General features: G+C 60.8%; 20 protein-coding genes and 1 tRNA gene. 9 read left to right on the top strand and 12 right to left on the bottom strand.

Translation table 11 applies throughout. The features are described from left to right. Positions 1 to 10 precede the first annotated feature (10 nt). A complete protein-coding gene (locus CK227_RS00105) occupies positions 11 to 703 on the bottom strand; it encodes a class I SAM-dependent methyltransferase (RefSeq protein ID WP_179296347.1) in 693 nt (230 codons plus the stop codon). A gap of 687 nt (positions 704 to 1390) precedes the next feature. Between CK227_RS00105 and CK227_RS00100 the strand changes: the two genes are divergently transcribed. Then, positions 1391 to 2929, top strand: a complete 1539-nt coding sequence (locus tag CK227_RS00100) for a winged helix-turn-helix domain-containing tetratricopeptide repeat protein (RefSeq protein WP_095770969.1) — start codon at positions 1391 to 1393, stop codon at positions 2927 to 2929. Between the two features lie 355 nt (positions 2930 to 3284). On the opposite strand, the gene CK227_RS00095 is transcribed toward CK227_RS00100, so the two are convergent. The 3 genes from CK227_RS00095 to CK227_RS00085 all read right to left on the bottom strand — a co-directional run bounded on the left by CK227_RS00095 (position 3285) and on the right by CK227_RS00085 (position 5343). After that, positions 3285 to 3752, bottom strand: a complete 468-nt coding sequence (locus CK227_RS00095) for a PIN domain-containing protein (RefSeq protein WP_095770968.1) — start codon at positions 3750 to 3752, stop codon at positions 3285 to 3287. Next, positions 3752 to 4891 (bottom strand): XRE family transcriptional regulator, encoded by a 1140-nt coding sequence (locus tag CK227_RS00090; protein ID WP_095770967.1) that lies wholly within the window; start codon positions 4889 to 4891, stop codon positions 3752 to 3754. The genes CK227_RS00095 and CK227_RS00090 overlap by 1 nt, the downstream gene beginning before the upstream one ends. Before the next feature lie 206 nt (positions 4892 to 5097). Next, positions 5098 to 5343: a helix-turn-helix transcriptional regulator gene (locus CK227_RS00085; RefSeq protein WP_095770966.1), complete on the bottom strand. Its 246-nt coding sequence runs from the start codon at positions 5341 to 5343 to the stop codon at positions 5098 to 5100. A gap of 117 nt (positions 5344 to 5460) precedes the next feature. On the opposite strand from CK227_RS00085, the gene CK227_RS00080 reads away from it, so the two are divergent. Then, positions 5461 to 6036 (top strand): hypothetical protein, encoded by a 576-nt coding sequence (locus tag CK227_RS00080; RefSeq protein WP_095770965.1) that lies wholly within the window; start codon positions 5461 to 5463, stop codon positions 6034 to 6036. 333 nt (positions 6037 to 6369) lie between these two features. Here the strand turns inward: CK227_RS00080 and CK227_RS37115 are convergent, their stop codons facing one another. The 5 genes from CK227_RS37115 to CK227_RS00055 form a co-directional block, all read right to left on the bottom strand. Then, the gene (locus CK227_RS37115) at positions 6370 to 6762 is read right to left on the bottom strand and encodes a hypothetical protein (protein ID WP_245318033.1); all 393 of its coding nucleotides are present in this window, start codon (positions 6760 to 6762) and stop codon (positions 6370 to 6372) included. Between the two features lie 39 nt (positions 6763 to 6801). Continuing rightward, positions 6802 to 7197, bottom strand: coding sequence for a hypothetical protein (locus CK227_RS00070; RefSeq protein WP_143750474.1), 396 nt, complete (start codon positions 7195 to 7197; stop codon positions 6802 to 6804). Between the two features lie 21 nt (positions 7198 to 7218). Then, complete coding sequence (locus CK227_RS37110; protein WP_245318032.1) at positions 7219 to 7881, bottom strand: hypothetical protein; 663 nt, start codon at positions 7879 to 7881, stop codon at positions 7219 to 7221. A 99-nt stretch (positions 7882 to 7980) separates the two neighbouring features. After that, positions 7981 to 8055 (bottom strand) — tRNA-Gln (locus tag CK227_RS00060). A 125-nt stretch (positions 8056 to 8180) separates the two neighbouring features. Beyond that, positions 8181 to 8525: a VOC family protein gene (locus tag CK227_RS00055; RefSeq protein WP_095770963.1), complete on the bottom strand. Its 345-nt coding sequence runs from the start codon at positions 8523 to 8525 to the stop codon at positions 8181 to 8183. A gap of 223 nt (positions 8526 to 8748) precedes the next feature. Here CK227_RS00055 and ppdK point away from each other — a divergent pair, with 223 nt between their 5' ends. Both ppdK and CK227_RS00045 read left to right on the top strand, forming a co-directional pair. After that, on the top strand, positions 8749 to 11427 hold the full coding sequence (ppdK, locus tag CK227_RS00050) for a pyruvate, phosphate dikinase (RefSeq protein WP_095770962.1): 2679 nt from the start codon (positions 8749 to 8751) through the stop codon (positions 11425 to 11427). Positions 11428 to 11634: 207 nt separating this feature from the next. Beyond that, positions 11635 to 12375 carry a polysaccharide deacetylase family protein gene (locus tag CK227_RS00045; RefSeq protein ID WP_095771418.1) on the top strand — a complete coding sequence of 247 codons (741 nt, stop codon included), beginning with the start codon at positions 11635 to 11637 and terminating at the stop codon, positions 12373 to 12375. Positions 12376 to 12406: 31 nt separating this feature from the next. On the opposite strand, the gene CK227_RS00040 is transcribed toward CK227_RS00045, so the two are convergent. Then, positions 12407 to 12796 carry a DUF427 domain-containing protein gene (locus CK227_RS00040; RefSeq protein WP_095770961.1) on the bottom strand — a complete coding sequence of 130 codons (390 nt, stop codon included), beginning with the start codon at positions 12794 to 12796 and terminating at the stop codon, positions 12407 to 12409. A gap of 132 nt (positions 12797 to 12928) precedes the next feature. After that, positions 12929 to 13285: a hypothetical protein gene (locus CK227_RS00035; RefSeq protein ID WP_095770960.1), complete on the bottom strand. Its 357-nt coding sequence runs from the start codon at positions 13283 to 13285 to the stop codon at positions 12929 to 12931. A 321-nt stretch (positions 13286 to 13606) separates the two neighbouring features. On the opposite strand from CK227_RS00035, the gene CK227_RS00030 reads away from it, so the two are divergent. Both CK227_RS00030 and CK227_RS00025 read left to right on the top strand, forming a co-directional pair. After that, positions 13607 to 15235, top strand: a complete 1629-nt coding sequence (locus tag CK227_RS00030) for a fatty-acid--CoA ligase (protein ID WP_095770959.1) — start codon at positions 13607 to 13609, stop codon at positions 15233 to 15235. An 80-nt stretch (positions 15236 to 15315) separates the two neighbouring features. Beyond that, the gene (locus CK227_RS00025; RefSeq protein ID WP_095770958.1) at positions 15316 to 16101 is read left to right on the top strand and encodes a DUF1499 domain-containing protein; all 786 of its coding nucleotides are present in this window, start codon (positions 15316 to 15318) and stop codon (positions 16099 to 16101) included. A gap of 71 nt (positions 16102 to 16172) precedes the next feature. On the opposite strand, the gene CK227_RS00020 is transcribed toward CK227_RS00025, so the two are convergent. Then, complete coding sequence (locus CK227_RS00020) at positions 16173 to 17171, bottom strand: LacI family DNA-binding transcriptional regulator (protein ID WP_095770957.1); 999 nt, start codon at positions 17169 to 17171, stop codon at positions 16173 to 16175. Between the two features lie 197 nt (positions 17172 to 17368). On the opposite strand from CK227_RS00020, the gene CK227_RS00015 reads away from it, so the two are divergent. The 3 genes from CK227_RS00015 to CK227_RS00005 form a co-directional block, all read left to right on the top strand. Beyond that, positions 17369 to 18409: an ABC transporter substrate-binding protein gene (locus CK227_RS00015; RefSeq protein ID WP_095770956.1), complete on the top strand. Its 1041-nt coding sequence runs from the start codon at positions 17369 to 17371 to the stop codon at positions 18407 to 18409. Between the two features lie 36 nt (positions 18410 to 18445). Continuing rightward, positions 18446 to 19483 (top strand): ABC transporter ATP-binding protein, encoded by a 1038-nt coding sequence (locus CK227_RS00010; RefSeq protein WP_095771417.1) that lies wholly within the window; start codon positions 18446 to 18448, stop codon positions 19481 to 19483. Then, on the top strand, positions 19480 to 20161 hold a 682-nt coding region (locus CK227_RS00005), incomplete at its 3' end, for an ABC transporter permease (RefSeq protein ID WP_095770955.1). The genes CK227_RS00010 and CK227_RS00005, both read left to right, overlap by 4 nt.

Raw genomic sequence — 20161 nt, 5'->3', positions numbered from 1 at the left:
GTTCACGGCCCTAGTGACGGAACCGGTAGACGCGTGCCAGTCTGTTCGGCACTATCATCAATTCGTCCGCAGTTCTGAAACCGGCCTCGCGGCCCATGCCAATCCAAGTCGCGGCCGTCTCGGCATGATCGGATGCGCGGCAGTGGGTCTCAAAGGCGGCGAACTCCTCGTCAGAGACCGTCGCCCACTCGGGCCTTATCTTATGAAATCGCTCCAGCCATCCCTCTCGATCCTCGCTCTCGAGGCGCGTGGGCTCCCATATCAGAAAAAGACCATCTCTGGGCAACAGGTCACGGATTTTGCGCATGAAATTCCGCTTTTCCGGTTCAAGAAGATGGTGGAGGGACTGACCAATCCATACAACGTCGAGCGGCCCCTTCCAGGAATCGATTGCAACAACGAAATCTCCGCAACGCAGTTCGACCGGGCAGGTGAGTGGGGCAAGCGCTTCCTTGGCTGCGTCGAGCGACGGTTGGGATATGTCGATGCCGATATAGCGTGCGACGTTGCTGCCGGCCAGTGCGGCTGCTGAGCCGGGGGCTGTGCCGCAGGCCAGATCGGCAAAGACGAAGCCGCCGGAAGCCTCATCGAGAAGAACTTGGCGCAGCGTTTCATAGACCTCCCGATGGGCCATATAGTTCGCGGCGACAACCTTCTGGTATGTTGCAAGACCCTTCTCGAATAACTCTTGGTCGGACTTCATGGCCCCTCCTCGAGGCGAGCATTTCGCGTACTGAAAAACTCGGTGCTTTCTGATTGGAACGTCACCCGTTGGGCGCCTGGGCTGGCTCGGAGCGGCCATGATATTAGCTTCAGCTTAAGTAATATCCGGCTTTTGCCAGAGCTCGTCAATCTGTGTCGTCCTGCTTTGACCCCAGAAGACGCGACACGTGGCGCCAGCATTTCAAGGGGTCGACAACGACGAGGCGAAACGATGCTACCTAATGCTTGTGGCAGGATGTTCGCTCCAATGGACGGGATTGATGGAGCGGCTCGATAGGCCAACTCGCTGGGCGCAGCACTGCAGACGCACCCAAGCCAGCGGCGTTGAAAACCGCTCTTAGTCGCCGTATGAAATTAGGCAAATGTCTTCTCGCGAACCCGGAAACATCCGAGCCGGATTGAAGCCGGACTCTTCTCTGATACTCCACGTAGTGGGCCAAGTAGCGATCTAAAGCTAGACGAAATTCCTCTTCTCTACTTCGCTTTGCGAATCCGCATGTCTCCTGGAAATCCGGCTCGGCAAGGACAGGTGCCCGTTCGTGGGTGATCGATGACATTCTAGGCTCCTCGCTATCAAAGTGAAGGTACCTTGCGTCTAGGGGTTTCAAATGTCCCCAAGGCTTTCGGAAAAGTTCCGAAATGTCCCGAAAAGACTTAAGGTCCTCACATGTTTGGGCCGCGCGTTGCCTTTGGTTCGTTTGTTCTGAACTCGGAAAGCGGTACGCTTCTTCGAGACGGAGTTCCCGTGCCGGTTGGGTACCGAGCGCTGCTCCTTCTGGCGAAGTTAACGGACAGCGCCGGTCAAGTTCTCACCAAGACCGAATTGATCGACGCTGCCTGGCCGGGTATCGCGGTGGAGGAGAGCAATCTGTCTGTTCAAATCGCTTCGCTGAGAAGATTGTTGGGTTCGATGTCCGACGGCACGGACTGGATCGCCACAGTCGCTCGCGTTGGCTACCGGTTCACTGGCGATGTCAAAAAAATCTATCAGCCTGCAGTTGCAGCCGCATCTCCTGAGCCGGGCCCATCGGTCGCGGTGCTACCATTCACAAATCTCAGCGAGGATGCAGAGCAACAGTACTTTGCCGACGGGCTGGCTGAGGACATTATCTCGCGGCTTGGGCGATTGCGCTGGCTGTTTGTTCCCGCTCGCAACTCTTCCTTCAGCTATAGGGGCAAAGCCGTTGACGTCAAGCAGGTAGGGCGAGAGCTCGGCGTCCGCTACGTGCTCGACGGAAGCGTTCGCCGATCCGGGCAGCGTCTTAGAATTGGCGCCGAAGTGAGCGACACATCGAGTGGGCATCAGGTGTGGGCCGAGCACTATGATGTTGAGAGTTCGGATTTTCTCACTCTCCAGGACCAAATCGCAGGAAGCGTCATCGGGGCAATCGAGCCGAAATTGTATGCAGCGGAGTATGACCGCTTTCAGAGCCGCTCGCCCAATAATCTCGACGCCTGGGGCTTCGTCATGAGGGCCATGCCTCATGTTTGGACGTGGGGGCCGGCGGCGGACATCGATTCCGCGGAGGCGCTGCTAATGCAGGCCACTGAGATCGAACCTGACTATCCCCGTGCCAATAGCTTGCTCGCCTGCATGCGAACGGCTCGAACACTGCTTGGAATTGTGGATCCGACGGCCAACCTTGGCGCCGCCCAAGAAATGGCCGAACGTGCAATCCAGCGTGATCCGATAGATCCCTGGACGCACTTTGCGGCCGGCTTTTCCTATATGGTGGCGCGCCGTTTTGATCAGGCAGTCGAAGCCTTGAGCGAGGCAATCAGCCTGAACCCCAGCCTTGCAATCGCTCACACCATACTCGGATCGACCTACGGGTATGGTGGCCTTCCGACAGACGGTCTGCATCATCTCGCGATCGCGGAGAGGCTGAGTCCCCGCGACTTCACCCAAGCGGCGAACCTGTCCATAAAGGGCATGTGCCATTTCGTCATTGGAGATTTCGCCGAGGCCGTTCGGCTCGAGAGCCGCGCTGTGAGGCTCCGTCCCCATTTCGGAACCGCCTGGCGCACCCTCGCTGCGTCTGCCGGCGTGTTCGGCGATCAGGCCACAGCGGTTCGTGCTCTCAGCGAAGCGAAACGGCTTCAGCCATCTCTGTCTTTGGATTGGGTGGAGAAATACTACCCGATGGTGCGGCCAGAGCACCGTGCCCTCTACATCGAGGGATTGCACATTGCGGGGCTCACCTGAACGGCCGACACCATCGGTTGCGCTCCCTCGATGTGGGAAGAGAAGCGATGTTCGCGTTTGTGTGTACGAACGCCGCGGCGAAGCGCTTTCAACGACCCGCACAAGGCAAGCCCTTTTTCCATCTCAGCGCTCCCCATAGATTTAGCGTCACAACTATGACGTAGGAGGCCACTCTGGTCGGCTTTCAGGACGCGGTTAAGCTGACCTCTACGGCCGAGATGCGTGGCATTGCTGACCGGCAGATTGGAGGCCGACAGCTGACTGGCGGGTGTTGGGCGGAAACCAGCAAAAGCTGCCATTGCGGCATCCGCAGCTACTGTCAAGTGCAGGGTCCCAGGTTTGAGCCCAAGTGCCGCTAGAACTCCCAGCCCTCGCGCTCCATGAACTCTTCGAGTGAGAGGCACTCCACCTCGAAGTGGCGGCAGATATTCGGGATTTTCGCGCCATTTGGCTTGAACTCCTCCATAGTGACCACGCCTCGTCCCTCGGACGCCGCCTTCGCAATCACGAACGGGTCGGCGTTTCGCCCGCCCCTGAGCAGCTTCCGCTGCTCGATGTTTTGCTGGAAGTGCACCACCCCGTATATCTGGCCCACGAACGCGCCCTCGGCTGCGCCGGGTATGTGGAAGAATTCTTCCCGCTCCCCCGCCCAGTCCCGCAAGGTCTCCACAGGACCGTCCACGCATTCCCGGCGTACCTCCCGAGTGGAAATGATCCGGCCATCCGCCACCAGCCCGTCAAACCGGTCCCACAGCGTTGGGAAGCGGCGCCGGTAGTAGTTCTTGAATAGGGTTGAGAGGGGCGAGGTATCGAACACGTACATCAAGCAGCCCCCCGGCTGAAATACTCCTCCAGAGCACCAACGTGACGCGGCTTCGTGTCGAGGAAGTCTGCCAGTTGTCCCTCGTCGATCCTGTTCTGGTGATACTGCGACAGAGCCAGTGCCACGTACTCACGGCCCAGGTACGCGAGCTTGGTCCAGTACGGATTTCCGCCTGGCGCGCGCTCGACTTGGCGCTGCGCGTTCCATCGTTCGACCGCTCGGTCGTACTGGTCCTCGGCCACCCTTCCTTGATCCAGCAGGCGACGAAAGATCACCTCCCTGCTGACATGGAACTGGTACGCGAGAGCCTCCGCAGTTGCCTCGGTGGCTTGCCTTCCGGCCATGGCGCGTTGAAAGGCGTCTTCCGGCAGCAGTACCTGGGCAGCGAAGCTGTTGCAGATAACCTCAATCTGCCAGGCATCTCCAACGAGCCGATCAACGTATCGGTCGCGAACCTTATCGATCCCGCTCGTATGGAAGATGAGGTGCGCGAGTTCGTGAAAGTAGGTGAATATCTGCCGGGTCTTGGTCGAGCTGTTGTTCACGTAGATGACTGGGAACTCGTGGTCGTAGAGGCAGAATCCCGAGAAGTCGTCCACTCGGAATGCGTCCTTGAAGACGAATACGCCCACTTTCAGCAGTGCCGTCCGCCACTCCTTGAGGGCCGCATCATCACCGTGCCATGCCTGCTGCTGCTGGACGGTCACCCCGATGTATTGCCGCACGGCGGCGGCCATCTCGGCGACGTTTACGTTCGGAGCGAATTGTAGGTCCCGCGTGATCAGGCGCTCTGCGGGGTTATGTCCCTGGGTGAGTTCCGCCAAATTGATCTGCATGGCCTTTGCCTTGCGCATCAACATGCGGACCCGGCTCGGCAGGCGATCCAACTCGGCCTCAGGAAGCGTGCGAAACGTCTCGTTGATCGACGGCACGTCCGGCGGGACGGGGAAGAAAAACACCGCGATCGGGACCTTAAGCGTATCGGAAAGCTGCTCAAGCTGCGGGTAGGTCGGCGCGGATACACCTGCCTCCCAGTCGGCGATCCGCTTAAACTTTTGTGCCGCCTCGTCACGGCTCAGCCCCGCTCGCTGGCGGGCCCAAACTAAGAGGGCGGGATTGATGGGAATCTGCTCTGCCATTTCGCGCAAGGTTACAGCGAGGAAGAAGTTCTTCCTATGCCAAAGATTGCGCCACGCACTTGACACCTAGCCGGCCGCTGCGGGCTAAACGGACAGCAGCTTTCGGGTTTGTGCATCGGAAGGCTAAACAGCCGAAATCAGGCGCACTGCCGACATTGATTGGGAAACAGCTCATCCGTAATGCCGCCCGCAAGTGCCGCCTTCGGCTAAGTGTTTGCGGTACCGCGCGACAAACGCACACCAGGGCCACCGCCATTCTCTGGAATAAACTCTATTCCGGCTGCTTCGAGAGATAGCTTCAGCACTTGCAGGATCGATTCAGATGCTGGTTTCGAACCACGTTCGAACTGCACGATCGTCCTCAAACTTACCTTGGATAAATCCGCCAATTCCTGTTGAGAAATGTCGAGAAGCCCACGGGCCGCGCGAACTTGGGCCGCACTTACCTTCATTGTTCAAATGCCCTGTTGCACAAAAAGTGCAAATATGCTTGTTTTATGAAACGGCCGTCGGAAGTGGTTCCCGCTTCCAACAGTCTAACCACGCCCACGCTTTGCGGAGCTCGGATCATGGCTGATTCCGACCATAGCACGACTATGCCTCTCGTCACGAATGGCAGGAATCCGACGCCGAAACGGTTGCCAGATTCAGACCCTCCAGTTCTACTGTGGCGGGATTGGTTGCGGGCGCAGCATGTTTCTCAGATCCTTTGCCGTCTTCAACAGCGTTTAGAGAGGCGTTATCTCGACGCTAGACGCGCGGAAGCGATGGAGAAGCAGGTCGCCTATTTGATCGCCTGCCAAGCGGAGGTCGAGGCCACCACTGTGGCCTTGAAGATTCAGGACAAGCTACCCCACATACAGGCGCGGTCGCTTCTTGGTATCGTCGCCAAGCTCGAAATCATCGCAGGCGCAGATCGCGATATCGACGACCCGACAGACTTTCCTTGGCCACATATTGCTTCCGCCCTTGATGACCTGAAGGAAATAGCTGGGAGCCTGCCCTCAGAACGCCCTCAACGATCCGTGATTCAGGCGGACTGTCGGCGTTATCAAGAGATAGCAGCTGACCTGGTCGGTGTAGAAAAGCGGGTCGGTAGACTGGATTTGGAGCGGCGGCCTGTCCTTGGCATCAAGGGGGAGTAGAAAAAGAAACTCAGGCGTAAAATACGGCTATTTGGCGCTGAGCCGATTTCGGCGACCCTATCTCGATGCAGATACGGTCGCGACAGAAATGGTGAGAGCGAAGCGGCGCGTCACGAAACGTGTTGAACACAACGCCGAGACCGATCTATTTTCATGCCATCGCACCGTGGACGAAGCATTCCTGGAACGAACGGCCCTCTTGTTCGAGGCTCGCATGGGACGACCCCTGTCAACGGAAAGCGCCCGGGAAATCGTTGACAATCTCGGCGGCTTTTTCCGTATCCTTGCCGAATGGGAACGGATTGACCGGGGCAAATAGCTTGCGCTTCATGCTCACGTGATGGCCTTTGGTTGTGCGACCGTGCGATGAACGAGGAGGCACCCCAGGTGAACCAGCGACTTGTCCGGACCGCTAAGCCCGTAGGCCTTGTAAAGGCGCTGCTTTACGCGCGCGTCTCCTCCAAGGAGCAGGAGAAGGAAGGCTTTTCGATCCCGGCGCAATGCAAGCTGCTGCGCGACTACGCCCTGCAACATCGGTTCGACATCGTGCAGGAGTTTATCGACGTCGAGACGGCCAAGACCACGGGCCGGACCAACTTCAGCGAGATGGTCAAATATCTGCGAAAGCATCCCGGCATTCAAAGCGTCCTGGTCGAGAAGACCGACCGCCTTTATCGCAACCTGAAGGACTGGGTGACTCTCGATGAGTTGGATGTGGAAATCCACCTTGCGAAAGAAGGTGTGACGCTGTCGCGAGACTCGCGCTCATCTGAAAAATTCATGCACGGCATCAAGGTCCTGATGGCCAAGAATTATATCGACAACCTGTCGGAAGAAGCCCGCAAGGGGCAGATGGAGAAAGCGGAGCAGGGCATCTGGCCGACAAAGGCTCCGCTCGGCTACGTCAACACAACGGGGAAGGACGGCAAGAAGGTTATCGAGCCGCATCCTGAACTGGCTCCGGTCGTCACGCAGCTCTTCGAGCGCTACGCAACCGGCCAGTATTCGCTCAAGGCCTTGGCTAAGGCAGCCCATGGCGATGGGCTGATCTATCCCAACAGCGGAAATCCCGTTCCGGTCAGCACCGTGCATATGATCCTGCGCAACCGCCTCTATACGGGACTGTTCCAGTGGAACGGCAAATTGCACCATGGTAAGCACGAACCTCTCGTATCGATCGAACTATGGGAGCGGGTCCAGGGCATCCTGACGGGCCGCAATGCGGTGCCGACCCACCCGATAGGAAACGAGTTCGCCTTTACCGGCCTGATGACTTGCACCGAATGCGGCTGCGCCGTCGTAGCGGAGATCAAGAAGGGCAAATACGTCTACTATCACTGCACCGGGCATACCAACAAAGGCCGAGGCGGATACGGTGACTGTCGGCGCAAATATGTCCGCGAGGAAGTGCTCGATCAGGCATTCGCCAAGCTGCTCGACCGACTGCATTTCGACGAAGAGATACTGGAATGGGTGAAGGCAGCCCTCATGGCCAGCCACGCCGACGAGCGTCGCGAGCAGGAACAGGCGATCCATCGATGCCAGGTCGAGCACAATCGGCTCGAGGTTCGGCTGCACGCCATGTATCTCGACAAGCTCGATGGCCGCATCGACAACGCCTTCTACGACAGGATGTCGGCACAGTGGCGAACTGAACAGACGCGGCTGCTTCGCGAGATAGAGCGTCATGGTAGCGCCGAGGAATCGTACATGGAGGACGGCATCCGGCTGTTGGAGCTGGCACGCAACGCCAGCCGACTGTTTGCGAAACAGCCTGCGCACGAGAAAAAGCGGCTCTTGAATCTCGTGCTGTCGAACTGCCAATGGGATCAAGGCGAGGTTCATCCGGTCTTCAGGCAACCGTTTGATCTACTTGCGGAAACGGTCGCAGCCGGCGCAGCAAAGGGTGCACAGCAGATAGCTTTGTCGACAGGGAGTCCAGTTTGGCTGGGGCGCCAGGATTCGAACCTGGGAATGTCGGTACCAAAAACCGATGCCTTACCACTTGGCGACGCCCCAATAGCCGTCAGAGTCGCTTGTGCGGCGCGTTATTAGCAGAGCAGCCGAAAAGCACAATGCTTATGCGAGGGCAGGAACGCCCCGATCGAGCAATCCACAAGGCAGCCGGATCCCATTCGGGTGGGCTATTGCCCCCAGACAGCCAGCTCATTTCCGGCCGGATCGACGAAGTGGAAGCGCCGGCCGCCGGGAAACGGGAAGATCGGCTTGATGATCGTGCCGCCTGCACTTTCGACGGCGCCGAGGGTTTCCTCGAGGTCGTCGCTATAGAGCACGGGCAGCGGCTTGGCTGGTGCTTCCGCGGCATCGGCCTGAAAACCGCCATCCAGGCCCTCGGCAAAGGCCGAATAGGTTGGCCCGTAATCGGTGAACGACCAGGCAAAGGCGGCACTGTAGAAAGCCTTCAACCGGTCCAGCGTGCCGCCGGTCGCCGGCATTTCCAGATAGTCGAGTTTTCCGGTCAGTTGCATGGAGCACCTTTGTTCTCTTTATGTTCTAGTCATCAAGTCGTGAGGTGGCAAGTCTTTTTGACGCATGCCCAAGCGAGGCTTTTTCTTAATCGATTGTAGCGGCGGGACGGCTCCGCCGGCGCTTGCCTTTCGCACTGCAGCATCATATCGGTCCAAAGTCGGACCAGGGTGGAACCTTCCGTTTCGCCAATCTTTCCAATCTCCTGCAACCGGAGAGCAAAGCATGACCAAATGGGTTTTCACCTTTGGCGATGGTGCGGCGGAAGGCCGTGCCGGCGACAAGAATCTGCTGGGCGGCAAGGGCGCCAACCTGGCCGAGATGTGCAGCCTGGGCCTGCCGGTGCCGCCAGGCTTCACCATCACCACCGAGGTCTGCAATGCCTACTATGCCAATGGGCGCGCCTATCCGGCGGGGCTGGAAGGCGACGTCGCGGTCGCGCTCGATCACATCGGCCGGCTGACCGGGCGCCGGTTCGGCGATCCGTCGAAGCTGCTGCTGGTGTCGGTGCGCTCCGGGGCTCGCGCCTCGATGCCGGGCATGATGGACACTGTGCTCAATCTTGGCCTCAACGACGAAACGGTCGAGGCGCTGGCCACCGATTCCGGCGATGCGCGCTTTGCCTATGACAGCTACCGCCGCTTCATCCAGATGTATTCCGATGTCGTCATGGGCCTCGATCACGAGGTGTTCGAGGAAATCCTCGAAGACCAGAAGGCAAGCCTCGGCCATGAGCTCGACACCGAGCTGACGGCCATCGAATGGCAAGGCGTGATCGCGCTCTACAAGGCCAAGGTCGAGGAAGAGCTCGGCAGGCCGTTCCCGCAGGATCCGCAGGAGCAGCTCTGGGGCGCCATCGGCGCGGTGTTCTCGAGCTGGATGAACAACCGCGCCATCACCTACCGGCGCCTGCACGACATCCCCGAAAGCTGGGGCACGGCGGTCAACGTCCAGGCCATGGTGTTCGGCAATATGGGCGAGACTTCGGCCACCGGCGTCGCCTTCACCCGCAACCCATCGACCGGCGAAAAGCAGCTCTATGGCGAATTCCTGGTGAACGCACAGGGTGAGGATGTCGTCGCCGGCATCCGCACGCCGCAGAACATCACCGAGGCCGCCCGCATCGCCGCCGGCTCCGACAAGCCGTCGCTGCAGAAGCTGATGCCGGATGCCTTCCAGTCCTTCGTCACCATCTCCGACAGCCTGGAAAAGCACTATCGCGACATGCAGGACCTCGAATTCACCATCGAGCGCGGCAAGTTGTGGATGTTGCAGACCCGCTCGGGCAAGCGCACCGCCAAGGCGGCACTGAAGATTGCCGTCGAAATGGCAAGGGACGGCCTGATCACGAAGGAGGAAGCCGTCGCCCGCATCGACCCGGCCTCGCTCGACCAATTGCTGCACCCGACCATCGACCCGAAGGCCGCGCGCGACGTCATCGGCGTCGGCCTGCCGGCATCGCCGGGCGCTGCCACCGGCGAGATCGTCTTTTCCTCCGGCGATGCGGAGGACCTGAAGGCACAGGGCCGCAAGGCTATCCTGGTGCGCATCGAGACCAGCCCCGAGGATATCCACGGCATGCATGCGGCCGAGGGCATCCTGACCACGCGCGGCGGCATGACAAGCCACGCCGCCGTCGTCGCGCGCGGCATGGGCAAGCCTTGCGTCTCGGGCGCCGGGTCCCTGCGCGTCGACTATAAGGCCGGCACGCTGCTCTCGATGGGACAGACCTTCCGCAAGGGCGACATCATCACCATCGACGGCGGCAACGGCCAGGTGTTGAAGGGCGCCGTGGCGATGCTGCAGCCCGAACTGTCGGGCGATTTCGCCGCGATCATGGAATGGGCCGACGCGGTGCGGCGCATGAAGGTGCGCACCAACGCCGAAACGCCGCTCGATGCCCGCATGGCGCGTTCCTTCGGCGCCGAGGGCATCGGACTTTGCCGCACCGAGCACATGTTCTTCGACGGTGCCCGCATCGTCGCCATGCGCGAGATGATCCTGGCCGACACCGAGAAGGACCGGCGTGCCGCCCTTGCCAAGCTTCTGCCCATGCAGCGCTCGGATTTCCTGGAACTGTTCGAGATCATGGCCGGCCTGCCGGTGACGATCCGCCTGCTCGATCCGCCGCTGCACGAATTCCTGCCCAAGACCGAGGCCGAAATCGCCGAGGTCGCGGCCATCATGAATGTGTCGCCCGACAAGCTCAGGCAGCGCACCGAGGCCTTGCACGAATTCAATCCGATGCTTGGCCATCGCGGCTGCAGGCTGGCCGTCTCCTATCCCGAGATCGCCGAGATGCAGGCACGCGCCATTTTCGAGGCTGCAGTCGAGGCCGGCCAGAAGGCCGGCGCGCTGGTTGTGCCCGAGATCATGGTGCCGCTGGTCGGCCTGGTGAAGGAACTCGACTACGTCAAGGCGCGCATCGATGCGGTCGCCAAGAGCGTCATGGATGAGAGCGGCGTCAAGATCGATTACCTGACCGGCACCATGATTGAGCTGCCGCGCGCGGCGATCCGCGCCCATGTCATTGCCGCTACAGCCGAGTTCTTCTCCTTCGGCACCAACGACCTCACGCAGACCACGTTCGGCATCTCTCGCGACGATGCGGCCTCGTTCCTGGAGACCTACCGCCAGAAAGGCATCATCGAGCAGGATCCGTTCGTCTCGCTCGACATCGATGGCGTCGGCGAACTGGTGCGCATGGCCGCGCAGAAGGGCAGGGCGACACGCCCCGACATCAAGCTCGGCATCTGCGGCGAACATGGCGGCGACCCGGCATCGATCCGCTTCTGCGAGGAGGTCGGGCTCGACTATGTGTCGTGCTCACCCTATCGCGTGCCGATCGCCAGGCTGGCGGCCGCGCAGGCCGCGGTACAGGTGGCGAAAGCGGAGCGCGGATAGGGAGATCAAGGCATTGCGCAATCGCACCGAGATGAAGCGGGAGCGTGCTGTCTGAAGGACGACTGATCGTCAGGCTACCGAATGGCGCTTGCACCAGTGCGGTCAAATTGCCGCGCCATGCATTTTTCTGCTATCCATCGTCCGATTTCCGCCTTCATGGGGGTCTTTGGATGCCGGCTTGAAATCGCCAATCAGGAATTCGGTTTGATGCGTCTGCTGCAAAGACATCTCTGCACGATCGCCATGTCGTTGGTGGCTGTATGCAGCGCCCATGCCGCGACGCTGGTCGAGCCCACGCTGCACATCAAGCCCGCGGCGAGCGGAGCGGGCCGCGTTGCGCTCACGCTCGACGCCTGCGACGGACAGACCGACACGCGCATTCTCTCGGCGCTGGTGGAAAACAAGATCCCCGCCACCATTTTCGTCACCGGAATCTGGCTGAAGCGCAATGCGGCAGCCGTCGAGATCATGCGGGGGCATCCTGACCTTTTCGAACTGGAAAATCACGGCGGCCACCACATTCCGGCGGTCGACTCGCCGCAAAAAATCTATGGCATAAAGAGCGCCGGAAGCCCGGATGCCGTGCTGGCCGAAGTCGAGTCAGGGGCCGCGGCGCTTGCCAGGACCGGTGAGCCGGCGCCCAAATGGTTCCGCGGTGCAACCGCCGAATACAGCCCCTCGGCGATCGCGATGATCCGCAAGCTCGGCTTCAAGATTGCCGGCTTCTCGATCAATGGCGATGGCGGTTCGCTGCTCGGCGCCAAGGAAACCGCCAAGCGCATCGCCGCGGCCAAGGACGGCGACGTCATCATCTCACACATCAACCAGCCGACCCACGCCGCCGGCGAGGGCGTGGTGCAGGGTCTGCTGGCGCTGAAGGCCAAAGGCGTGACCTTCGTGCGCCTCGACGACGCCGACGGCACGGGCAATCACGGTACCACGGACTGATCCCGCAGCACGTGCTGGAGCTGACTCTTGCTCAACCCGGCTTGGCTTCGATCGTGACCTTGCTGGCGTAGAACGCACCGTGGTCGCGGATTTCGGTCATTTCGTCGAAAGGCCGCTCGTAAGCCCACATCGCATTCTGACCGGTTTCGCCGGCAGGCAGCACGCTCCAATAGCTGGCATCGCCCTTGTAGGGGCAATGGGTCGAGTGTTCGGTGCCGCTCAGCCTGTCGAAATCGATGTCGGCGAACGGAATGTAGAAGACGGCGGGATAGGGCGCTTCGGTCAGCACCTTGGCCTTGGTGGACGACGCGATGACCGTATCGCCGGCGCGCACCGTGACGGTGCCGATATAGGGCTCGATGGTGATGATCTTGTCGGGGTTGCGCTGGAAGCCGGGGGCCGGATTGGCGATCTTGTCCATGCTGGTTCTCCTTGCGTGGCCCCTTAAAGTGTGGCGGGCACAGCTGTTGCGCAAGGTGGGTTCGGATCACGAAAACAGGCGCGCCAATCGCCGAGGCGTGGCACGACAGGGCTTTCGAGCGTCAGCCGAGGCTCAGGCGGCGGTCTTGAATGCGTCCATCAGTCCGGCATAGGCGGCCGCGATGCCCGCAACCGGGTTGCTGCTTCTGGAAACGGTCTCGACTTTCAGCGAGCCGCCGCCGGTCGGCAAGGTGAGCAGCAGGAACTGGCGATTGCCTCCAGCGCCGACGGATGCGGCCGCGACGTGCTGGCCTTCCCCTTCGTTCTGGACGCACATCTTGAACAGCAGCGTGCCGCCGACCGCTTCAAGCGCGCCGCCGACAACTTCAACAAATTCGTCTTCGGAAACAGTCTTTTCGTCCGGCACCAGATCGGCCAGGCTTTCGGCAAGTGTGCTCTCAAGGGCTTTTTCGTCGAGCTGCGTGTCCATGCGAACCTCTTTCAGTCGCCAATCGCCCCCTTTACCCGTTAACGAAGCTTAACGCCGACGATGGCCGGATTGTGGCGGATTTCCCGGTCATTTCGTGGGATAGGACACCGTCGCGGCTGACATGTTTTTGACCCTCCTGCCATCGCGGTGGCACGAATGCCCAGCAGTCCAAAATCCAAAACATGTCAAAATTCAACTGCTTGCCGTTGCGGCACGGGTCCCGAAATTCGTGTCCCGCGCGAGCGGGTGACTGGACAATCCGCCGGTTCGCTTCACAATGCGCCAAAGCTACGACGCAAAATGCGCGAGGGAGGAAACCGGATGCTGGGGCTGATGCAGGAATGGCCGCTGCTGTGCCACAAGCTTATCGACAACGCCGAACGGCAGCATGGAGTGCGCGAGATCGTGTCGCGCTCGATCGAGGGGCCGATCGTGCGCACCACCTATGCCGACCTCCATCGTCGTTCTCTCAAGGTCGCCCAGCGGCTGGAGCGGGACGGTTACGGGTTGGGCGACCGCATCGCCACGCTGGCCTGGAACACGGCGCGCCACCTCGAGGCCTGGTACGGCATCATGGGGGTCGGCGCGATCTATCACACGCTCAATCCGCGCCTGTTTCCCGAGCAGATCGTCTGGATCATGAACCATGCCGAGGACAAGGCCGTCTTCGTCGACCTCACCTTCATACCGCTGCTGGAGAAGATCGTCGGTGCCGTCAAATCGCTGAAGAAGGTGATCGTGCTGACCGACAAGGCGCACATGCCGCAGACGACCTTGCCCAATGCCGTCGCCTATGAGGACTGGCTTGACGAGGTCGATGGCGACTTCGCCTGGAAGACTTTCGACGAAGGCACCGCAGCCGGCATGTGCTATACATCAGGCACCACAGGCGATCCCAAGGGCGTCGTCTACAGCCACCGCTCGAACGTGCTGCACGCCATGATCGCCGCCATGCCCGACGCGATGGGCCTGTCGTCGCGCGACACGATCCTGCCGGTTGTGCCGATGTTCCACGCCAATGCCTGGGGCCTTGGCCAGAGCGGGCCGATGATCGGCGCCAAGCTGGTCATGCCCGGCTGCAAGATGGACGGCGCCTCGATCTATGAATTGCTCGACACCGAGAAGGTGACCTTCAGCGCCGCCGTGCCGACCGTCTGGATGATGCTGCTGCAATATCTGGAGGAGACCGGCAAGAAGCTTCCCTATCTGAACAAGGTCGTCATCGGCGGTTCTGCCTGTCCACGCGCGATCATGACCAAGTTTCAGGAGAACTACGACGTCCAGGTCATCCACGCCTGGGGCATGACCGAAATGTCGCCGCTCGGCACATTGTGTACCTTGAAGCCGGACTATGCCGGTCTCCAGGGTGAAGCCCGGCTCGATGTGCAGCAGAAACAGGGCTACCCGCCCTTCGGCGTCGAAATGAAGGTGACCGACGACGACGGCAACGCGCAGCCCTGGGATGGAAAGACATTTGGCCGTTTGAAAGTGCGCGGACCGGCCGTTGCCCGCGCCTACTATGGCGGTGTTGGCTCCGGGCAGTTCGACGAGGACGGGTGGTTCGACACTGGCGACGTCGCTCACATCGACGCCGGCGGCTACATGCAGATCACCGATCGCGCCAAGGACGTCATCAAGTCCGGCGGCGAATGGATTTCGACCATCGAGCTCGAGAACCTGGCCGTCGGCCACCCGGACGTCGCGGAAGCCGCGGCCATCGGCGTCCATCATTCGAAATGGGGCGAGCGGCCCTTGCTGGTCGTCGTCGCCAAGCCGGGCAAGGAGCCGACCAAGGCGGATATTCTCGGCTTCATGGACGGCAAGGTGGCCAAGTGGTGGATGCCCGACGATGTCGCTTTCGTCGGCGAAATACCGCATACCGCGACCGGCAAGATCCAGAAGATCACCTTGCGCCAGCAGTTCAGGGACTACCGCCTGCCGACGGATTGAGGGGATGTTGCGTGTTTCGGCTTCAAGCCGCCGCGAAAAGGCACTAAACCTCCGTCCGGGCTGGGGCAACGCAGAGAACCATGGTTAGCATTCCCGAACGGCGAACGTCGAAGGCTGCCGGCTGGTCGCGCCGCACGGCCGCGTTTTCAGCGGTGCTTTTGCTGACCGACTTCGTCGGCCACCGCTTCGATCTCGTCGAAACGCCGGTGTTCCTGTGGGTGCTCGGCATCGTCGCGTTGCTGGCGGCGCTGGCGCTGCTGTTCGCCGCCTTCGCCTTTTCGAGACTATGGAAATTCGGCGATCGCGGCGGCCGCGACCTGACCGTCGGCGCCTTGCTGGCAATGCTGGTGCTGGTTCCCTATGGCGTTGCCGCCTACTGGGCGACGATCTACCCGCCGCTCAGGGACATTTCGACCGATTTCGATGAGCCGCCCGCGCTCGACGTCAGCGAGCGGACCAAGGACATGAATGTGCTGTCCCCATCGACGCCGGGCGAACAGAGGCTGCAGGCCGACAGCTATCCGCTGGTCACCGCGCGCAGCTACGACCTGCCATTCGAGACCATCGTCAATGCCGTCGAAACCGTGCTCGACCGGCGCAGCTGGGATCTTTCCGAACCCTATCCCGACCTTGCCGGGCAAAGCGACGTGACCATTACCGCTGTCGCCAAGGGCTTCGTGCTCGGACTTCCGGCCGATGTGGCGATCCGCGTGACGGACAATGGCGATAGCGTGATCGTCGATATGCGGTCGGCTTCGCGTTACGGCCGCTACGACCTTGGCGACAATGCCGCGCGCATCACCGATTTCCTGGCGGAACTCGATCAGGAAGTCGCCGGCCAGGTCGGGGCGGCGCCTGCCGAGTGAAGTCCAGAACATCTTGCGGCCAGGCGGGTTTGCGCCGTGCCGCACAAATGTGGCTTCAGTCTGCGAACGGACTATTCGGCCGGCTCGAACCTGCCTTGCAGCAAGATCGTCGCGACCGGACCAAGCGGATTGGCGATCCGGCTCTCGAGGACTTCGATAAGTTTGTGCCCGACGTCTGCCATGTCTACCGAATGAACGCCGATCTTCGCCGGCAGGAAACGCGAGAGACGCGTGTTGTCTCGGGTAACGATGTGAACGTCGCGGCCAGGCTCAAGACCGCGCCTGCCGAGAGCGTGCAATGCTCCCAGCAGGCCCAGTTCGTTGGCGCATGCCAGGCCGGTCGGCGGATCCGACGACGCCAGCAGGTGATCGAACCATGCAGCGCTCGATTCCATCGTGAGCGTGCCATGACCGATCAGCGATGGGTCGAGCGGAATACCGGCCTCGGCCATCGCCCTTGCATAGCCTGCAAGACGCATGACACTCGCCTGATCCTCCGGAACGAGAAGCTGCAGCGCAATGCGTTGACAGCCCTTGTCCATGAGCCGTCGGGTCGCCTCATAGGCAATCTGTTCATTGTCGATATCGACGTAGGGATACGCGATGTCCAGGTCGGTTCTTCCAAACGCCACGAACGGGATGCGTTCATCCAGCAGTAGCTTGACGCGCGGATCGTCCGAGACCATGCGCGTGATGATCAGGCCGTCCGCGCTGCGCGCCTGAAGCAGACGCTGCACGCTTTCGACGGGATCGTCGTCGGGCGTGGTGGAATAGATGGATAGACTATAACCCGCTCTCCTCGTCGCCAGCGTCATGCCCTCGATCAAGGGAAGCTTCGCCAGGTCGGAGAGGTAGTCGCGCGTTTCCATCGGCAGCACTGCCGTCAGCGTCAGGGTTCGTCCGGTTTTGAGCGCGCGACCGTGATGATTTGGGACATAGCCGACCCGCCTTGCCACCTCCTTGACGCGCGCCATGGTCGAGGGATGCACTTCCGGCCCGTCCTTGAGAGCGCGCGACACCGTGGTCACCGAAAGGGAAAGTTCCGCCGCGAGCTGTTTTAGATTGGCCATTGTCGCCTGACTTCATTTGCGAATGCGCCGGCTGATTTTGCTGACCGTCGCAACGTTACCGGATTCCACCTCACGGTCAATCCAAGCTCTTGCTAAAGCGCCTTGACTCTGGCGCCTTTGGATGCAATCGTAACGTTACGATTAAAAGAAAACAGCTCTTTTGAGCGACATTTCGATGAATCCTAGGAGGAGAACCTATGTCCTGGCTACGCATTTCCTTGGCCGCAATCGCAGTCACCGCTGCCTTGCCCGTCTGTGCTCAGACGGTAACCATCACGACCGCGGGCGGCGATTATGGCAACGCCGTGAAAACGGCTATGTGGGGCCCCGCTGCAAAGGAGCTTGGCTACGACGTCCGCGAGGAGACGCAGAGCGACGGCCTGGCTGCCCTGAAGATGCAGGTCACCTCGGGTGCGGTCTCGACAGACATCATTCACCTGGGCTCACCGGAAGGCGCGCAGGCGGCCGCACAGTCTCTGCTGGAGCCGCTCGACTACAAGATCATCGATCCAAAGTCCGTGCCGGACGGCGCAAAGTCCGACTACTGCTATCCGTTCGACTCCTATGGCACCGTCATGTCGTGGAGCACCAAGACCTATGGCCAGAATCCACCGAAGACCTGGGCTGAGTTCTGGGACGTCGCCAAATTCCCGGGCCGTCGCGCCCTGCGCGCCAACGCGCAAGACTTGATCGAGATCGCGCTGCTCTCCGATGGCGTGGCGCCGGCGGACGTCTATCCCACGCTCAGCACGCCAGAGGGCCTGGCGCGCGCCATCAAGCGGCTTGAGGCGATCAAACCGAATGTCTCGGTCTGGTGGACTTCGGGAGCCCAGTCAGCGCAATTGCTGAAAGACGGCGAGGCGGATCTGGTCGTGACCTGGAATGGGCGAGCCCAGACGGTGAAAGCGGATGGTGGCGCGGTCGACTATACATTCAAAGGTTCCGTAATCGGCACGGACTGCCTTGGGGTGCCGAAGGGAGCGCCCAACAAGGAAGCGGCCATGAAGCTGATCGCTGCGATGACGCAGCCCGCACGGGTGGCGAAGCTGACCGACTTCATAGCCTATGGTCCGGTCAATCCTGCGGGCTATGAGGGCGGTCTTATCCCCAAAGATCGTCTGAAGACCTTGGCGACGGCTCCTGAAAATGCCGGAACTTCGGTGTTCTCGAACGCGGATTGGTGGGTCAAGAACGGCGAGGCCGCCCAAAAAGCCTTCGATGAAATGATGAACCGCTGAGCCTCGAATTCGTCAACTCTAGGGTTGCAGCACATGATGAAGTCGCTCCCGATCACCATCGACAGCGTGCGCAAGGCCTATGGGTCTTACGTCGCGCTGGATGATGTCTCACTCGACATTCGGGCTGGCGAATTCCTCACATTGCTGGGGCCATCCGGGTCGGGTAAGACCACGCTGCTCATGGCTTTGGCCGGTTTTGTCCGACCCGATCGCGGTAAACTCTTGTTGGGGGATCGCGACATCACTCGCCTGGCCCCCAACAAGCGGGACATCGGCATAGTCTTTCAGAACTATGCCCTGTTTCCACACATGAACGTCCTGGCGAACGTCGAGTATCCGTTGGCACTGCGCAAGACACCGAAAGCGGAGGCGCGTCGGCGAGCGCTTGACGCCTTGGCCCGCGTCAAGCTGGACGGTCTGGCGGAGCGCGACATTGCCGCATTGTCCGGCGGCCAGCGCCAGCGGGTGGCGTTGGCGCGGGCGATCGTCTTTGAGCCACGCGTGATGCTGATGGACGAGCCGCTGTCGGCGCTCGACAAGAATCTGCGCGAAACCATGCAGTACGAAATCCGGCGTCTGCACGATGATCTGGGGATCACCACGATCTATGTGACGCACGACCAGCGCGAAGCACTGATCATGTCAGACCGGGTTGCGGTGATGAACTCCGGCCGCATTCAGCAGATCGATACGCCACAGCAGATTTATGATCGTCCATCGACCCGCTTCGTCGCGGAGTTCATGGGCGAGGCCAACATTGTGGGCCCAGGAGCAGCACGCAGAATCGACGGCGCCGATGCGTCGCACGAGACCCTGATGATCCGCGCGGAAAGCTTCCATCTTGATGCGAAAATCGTCGGACGAGACGGGGTGGCGCTTGAGGGAACGCTGCGTGCCAAGGCGTTTCGCGGCGAGAACTGGCTTTTGACTCTGGCGCTTGATGGCGGCCAGGAGATCCTGGTCTGCATACCGTCCGCACTTGCCGGCGGCTGCGCCGAACTCGCCACCGGTCAGCGGGTGACCGCCTATGCGCCAGCAGCGAAAGTTCACCCGATACCGGGAGCGGTAGCGTGACCGTCCTTGCCGATCCTGCGCTGGCGGCAGACGCTCGACGCGAGCGGCGGTTCTTCCTCTCGCTTTCACTGCCTGCGCTTTTCATCGTCGGACTGGCGGCGATACTGCCTATCCTATGGATCATCCGGCAATCCTTCCTGACCACGGGCGGCGACTATAGCGTCGGCAATTACGAGAAGGTGCTGTCGAGCGGGTTGACATGGGCGGCACTCGTGACAACCGTTGAGCTGTCCTTTGGAACGCTGGCGTTCTGCATTCTTCTAGGCACCCCGCTGGCGCTCGCCCTCGCCAGCGTCAGGCCAAGGGTGGCCAATTTGCTGATGGCCTTCGTCATGCTGCCGTTGTGGACCTCCATTCTGGTGCGCACCTATGGCTGGCTCGTGCTGTTGCGGCGCGAAGGCCTGATCAACACGGCCTTGACAGGTTCGGGCCTGACAGCGGAGCCATTGCCGCTGGTCTACAATTTCACCGGAACGCTGATCGGCATGGTTCACTACATGCTGCCGCTCTTTCTGCTTCCCGTTTATGCCGCGATGCGCGATATCGACGCCAACCTTGTTCGCGCCTCGGCGAGCATGGGAGCCACACTTGCGCAAACGATCCGCACCGTCATCCTGCCCCTTTCGACCGGCGGCATCTTCTCGGGCTCATTGATCGTCTTCATCTACACCATAGGCT

This window comes from Mesorhizobium sp. WSM4308, from assembly GCF_002294905.1.
Taxonomy (GTDB): Bacteria; Pseudomonadota; Alphaproteobacteria; order Rhizobiales; family Rhizobiaceae; genus Mesorhizobium.
Note: the sequence above shows the minus strand (reverse complement) of the source record. Positions and strands in the feature narration are given on the sequence as shown.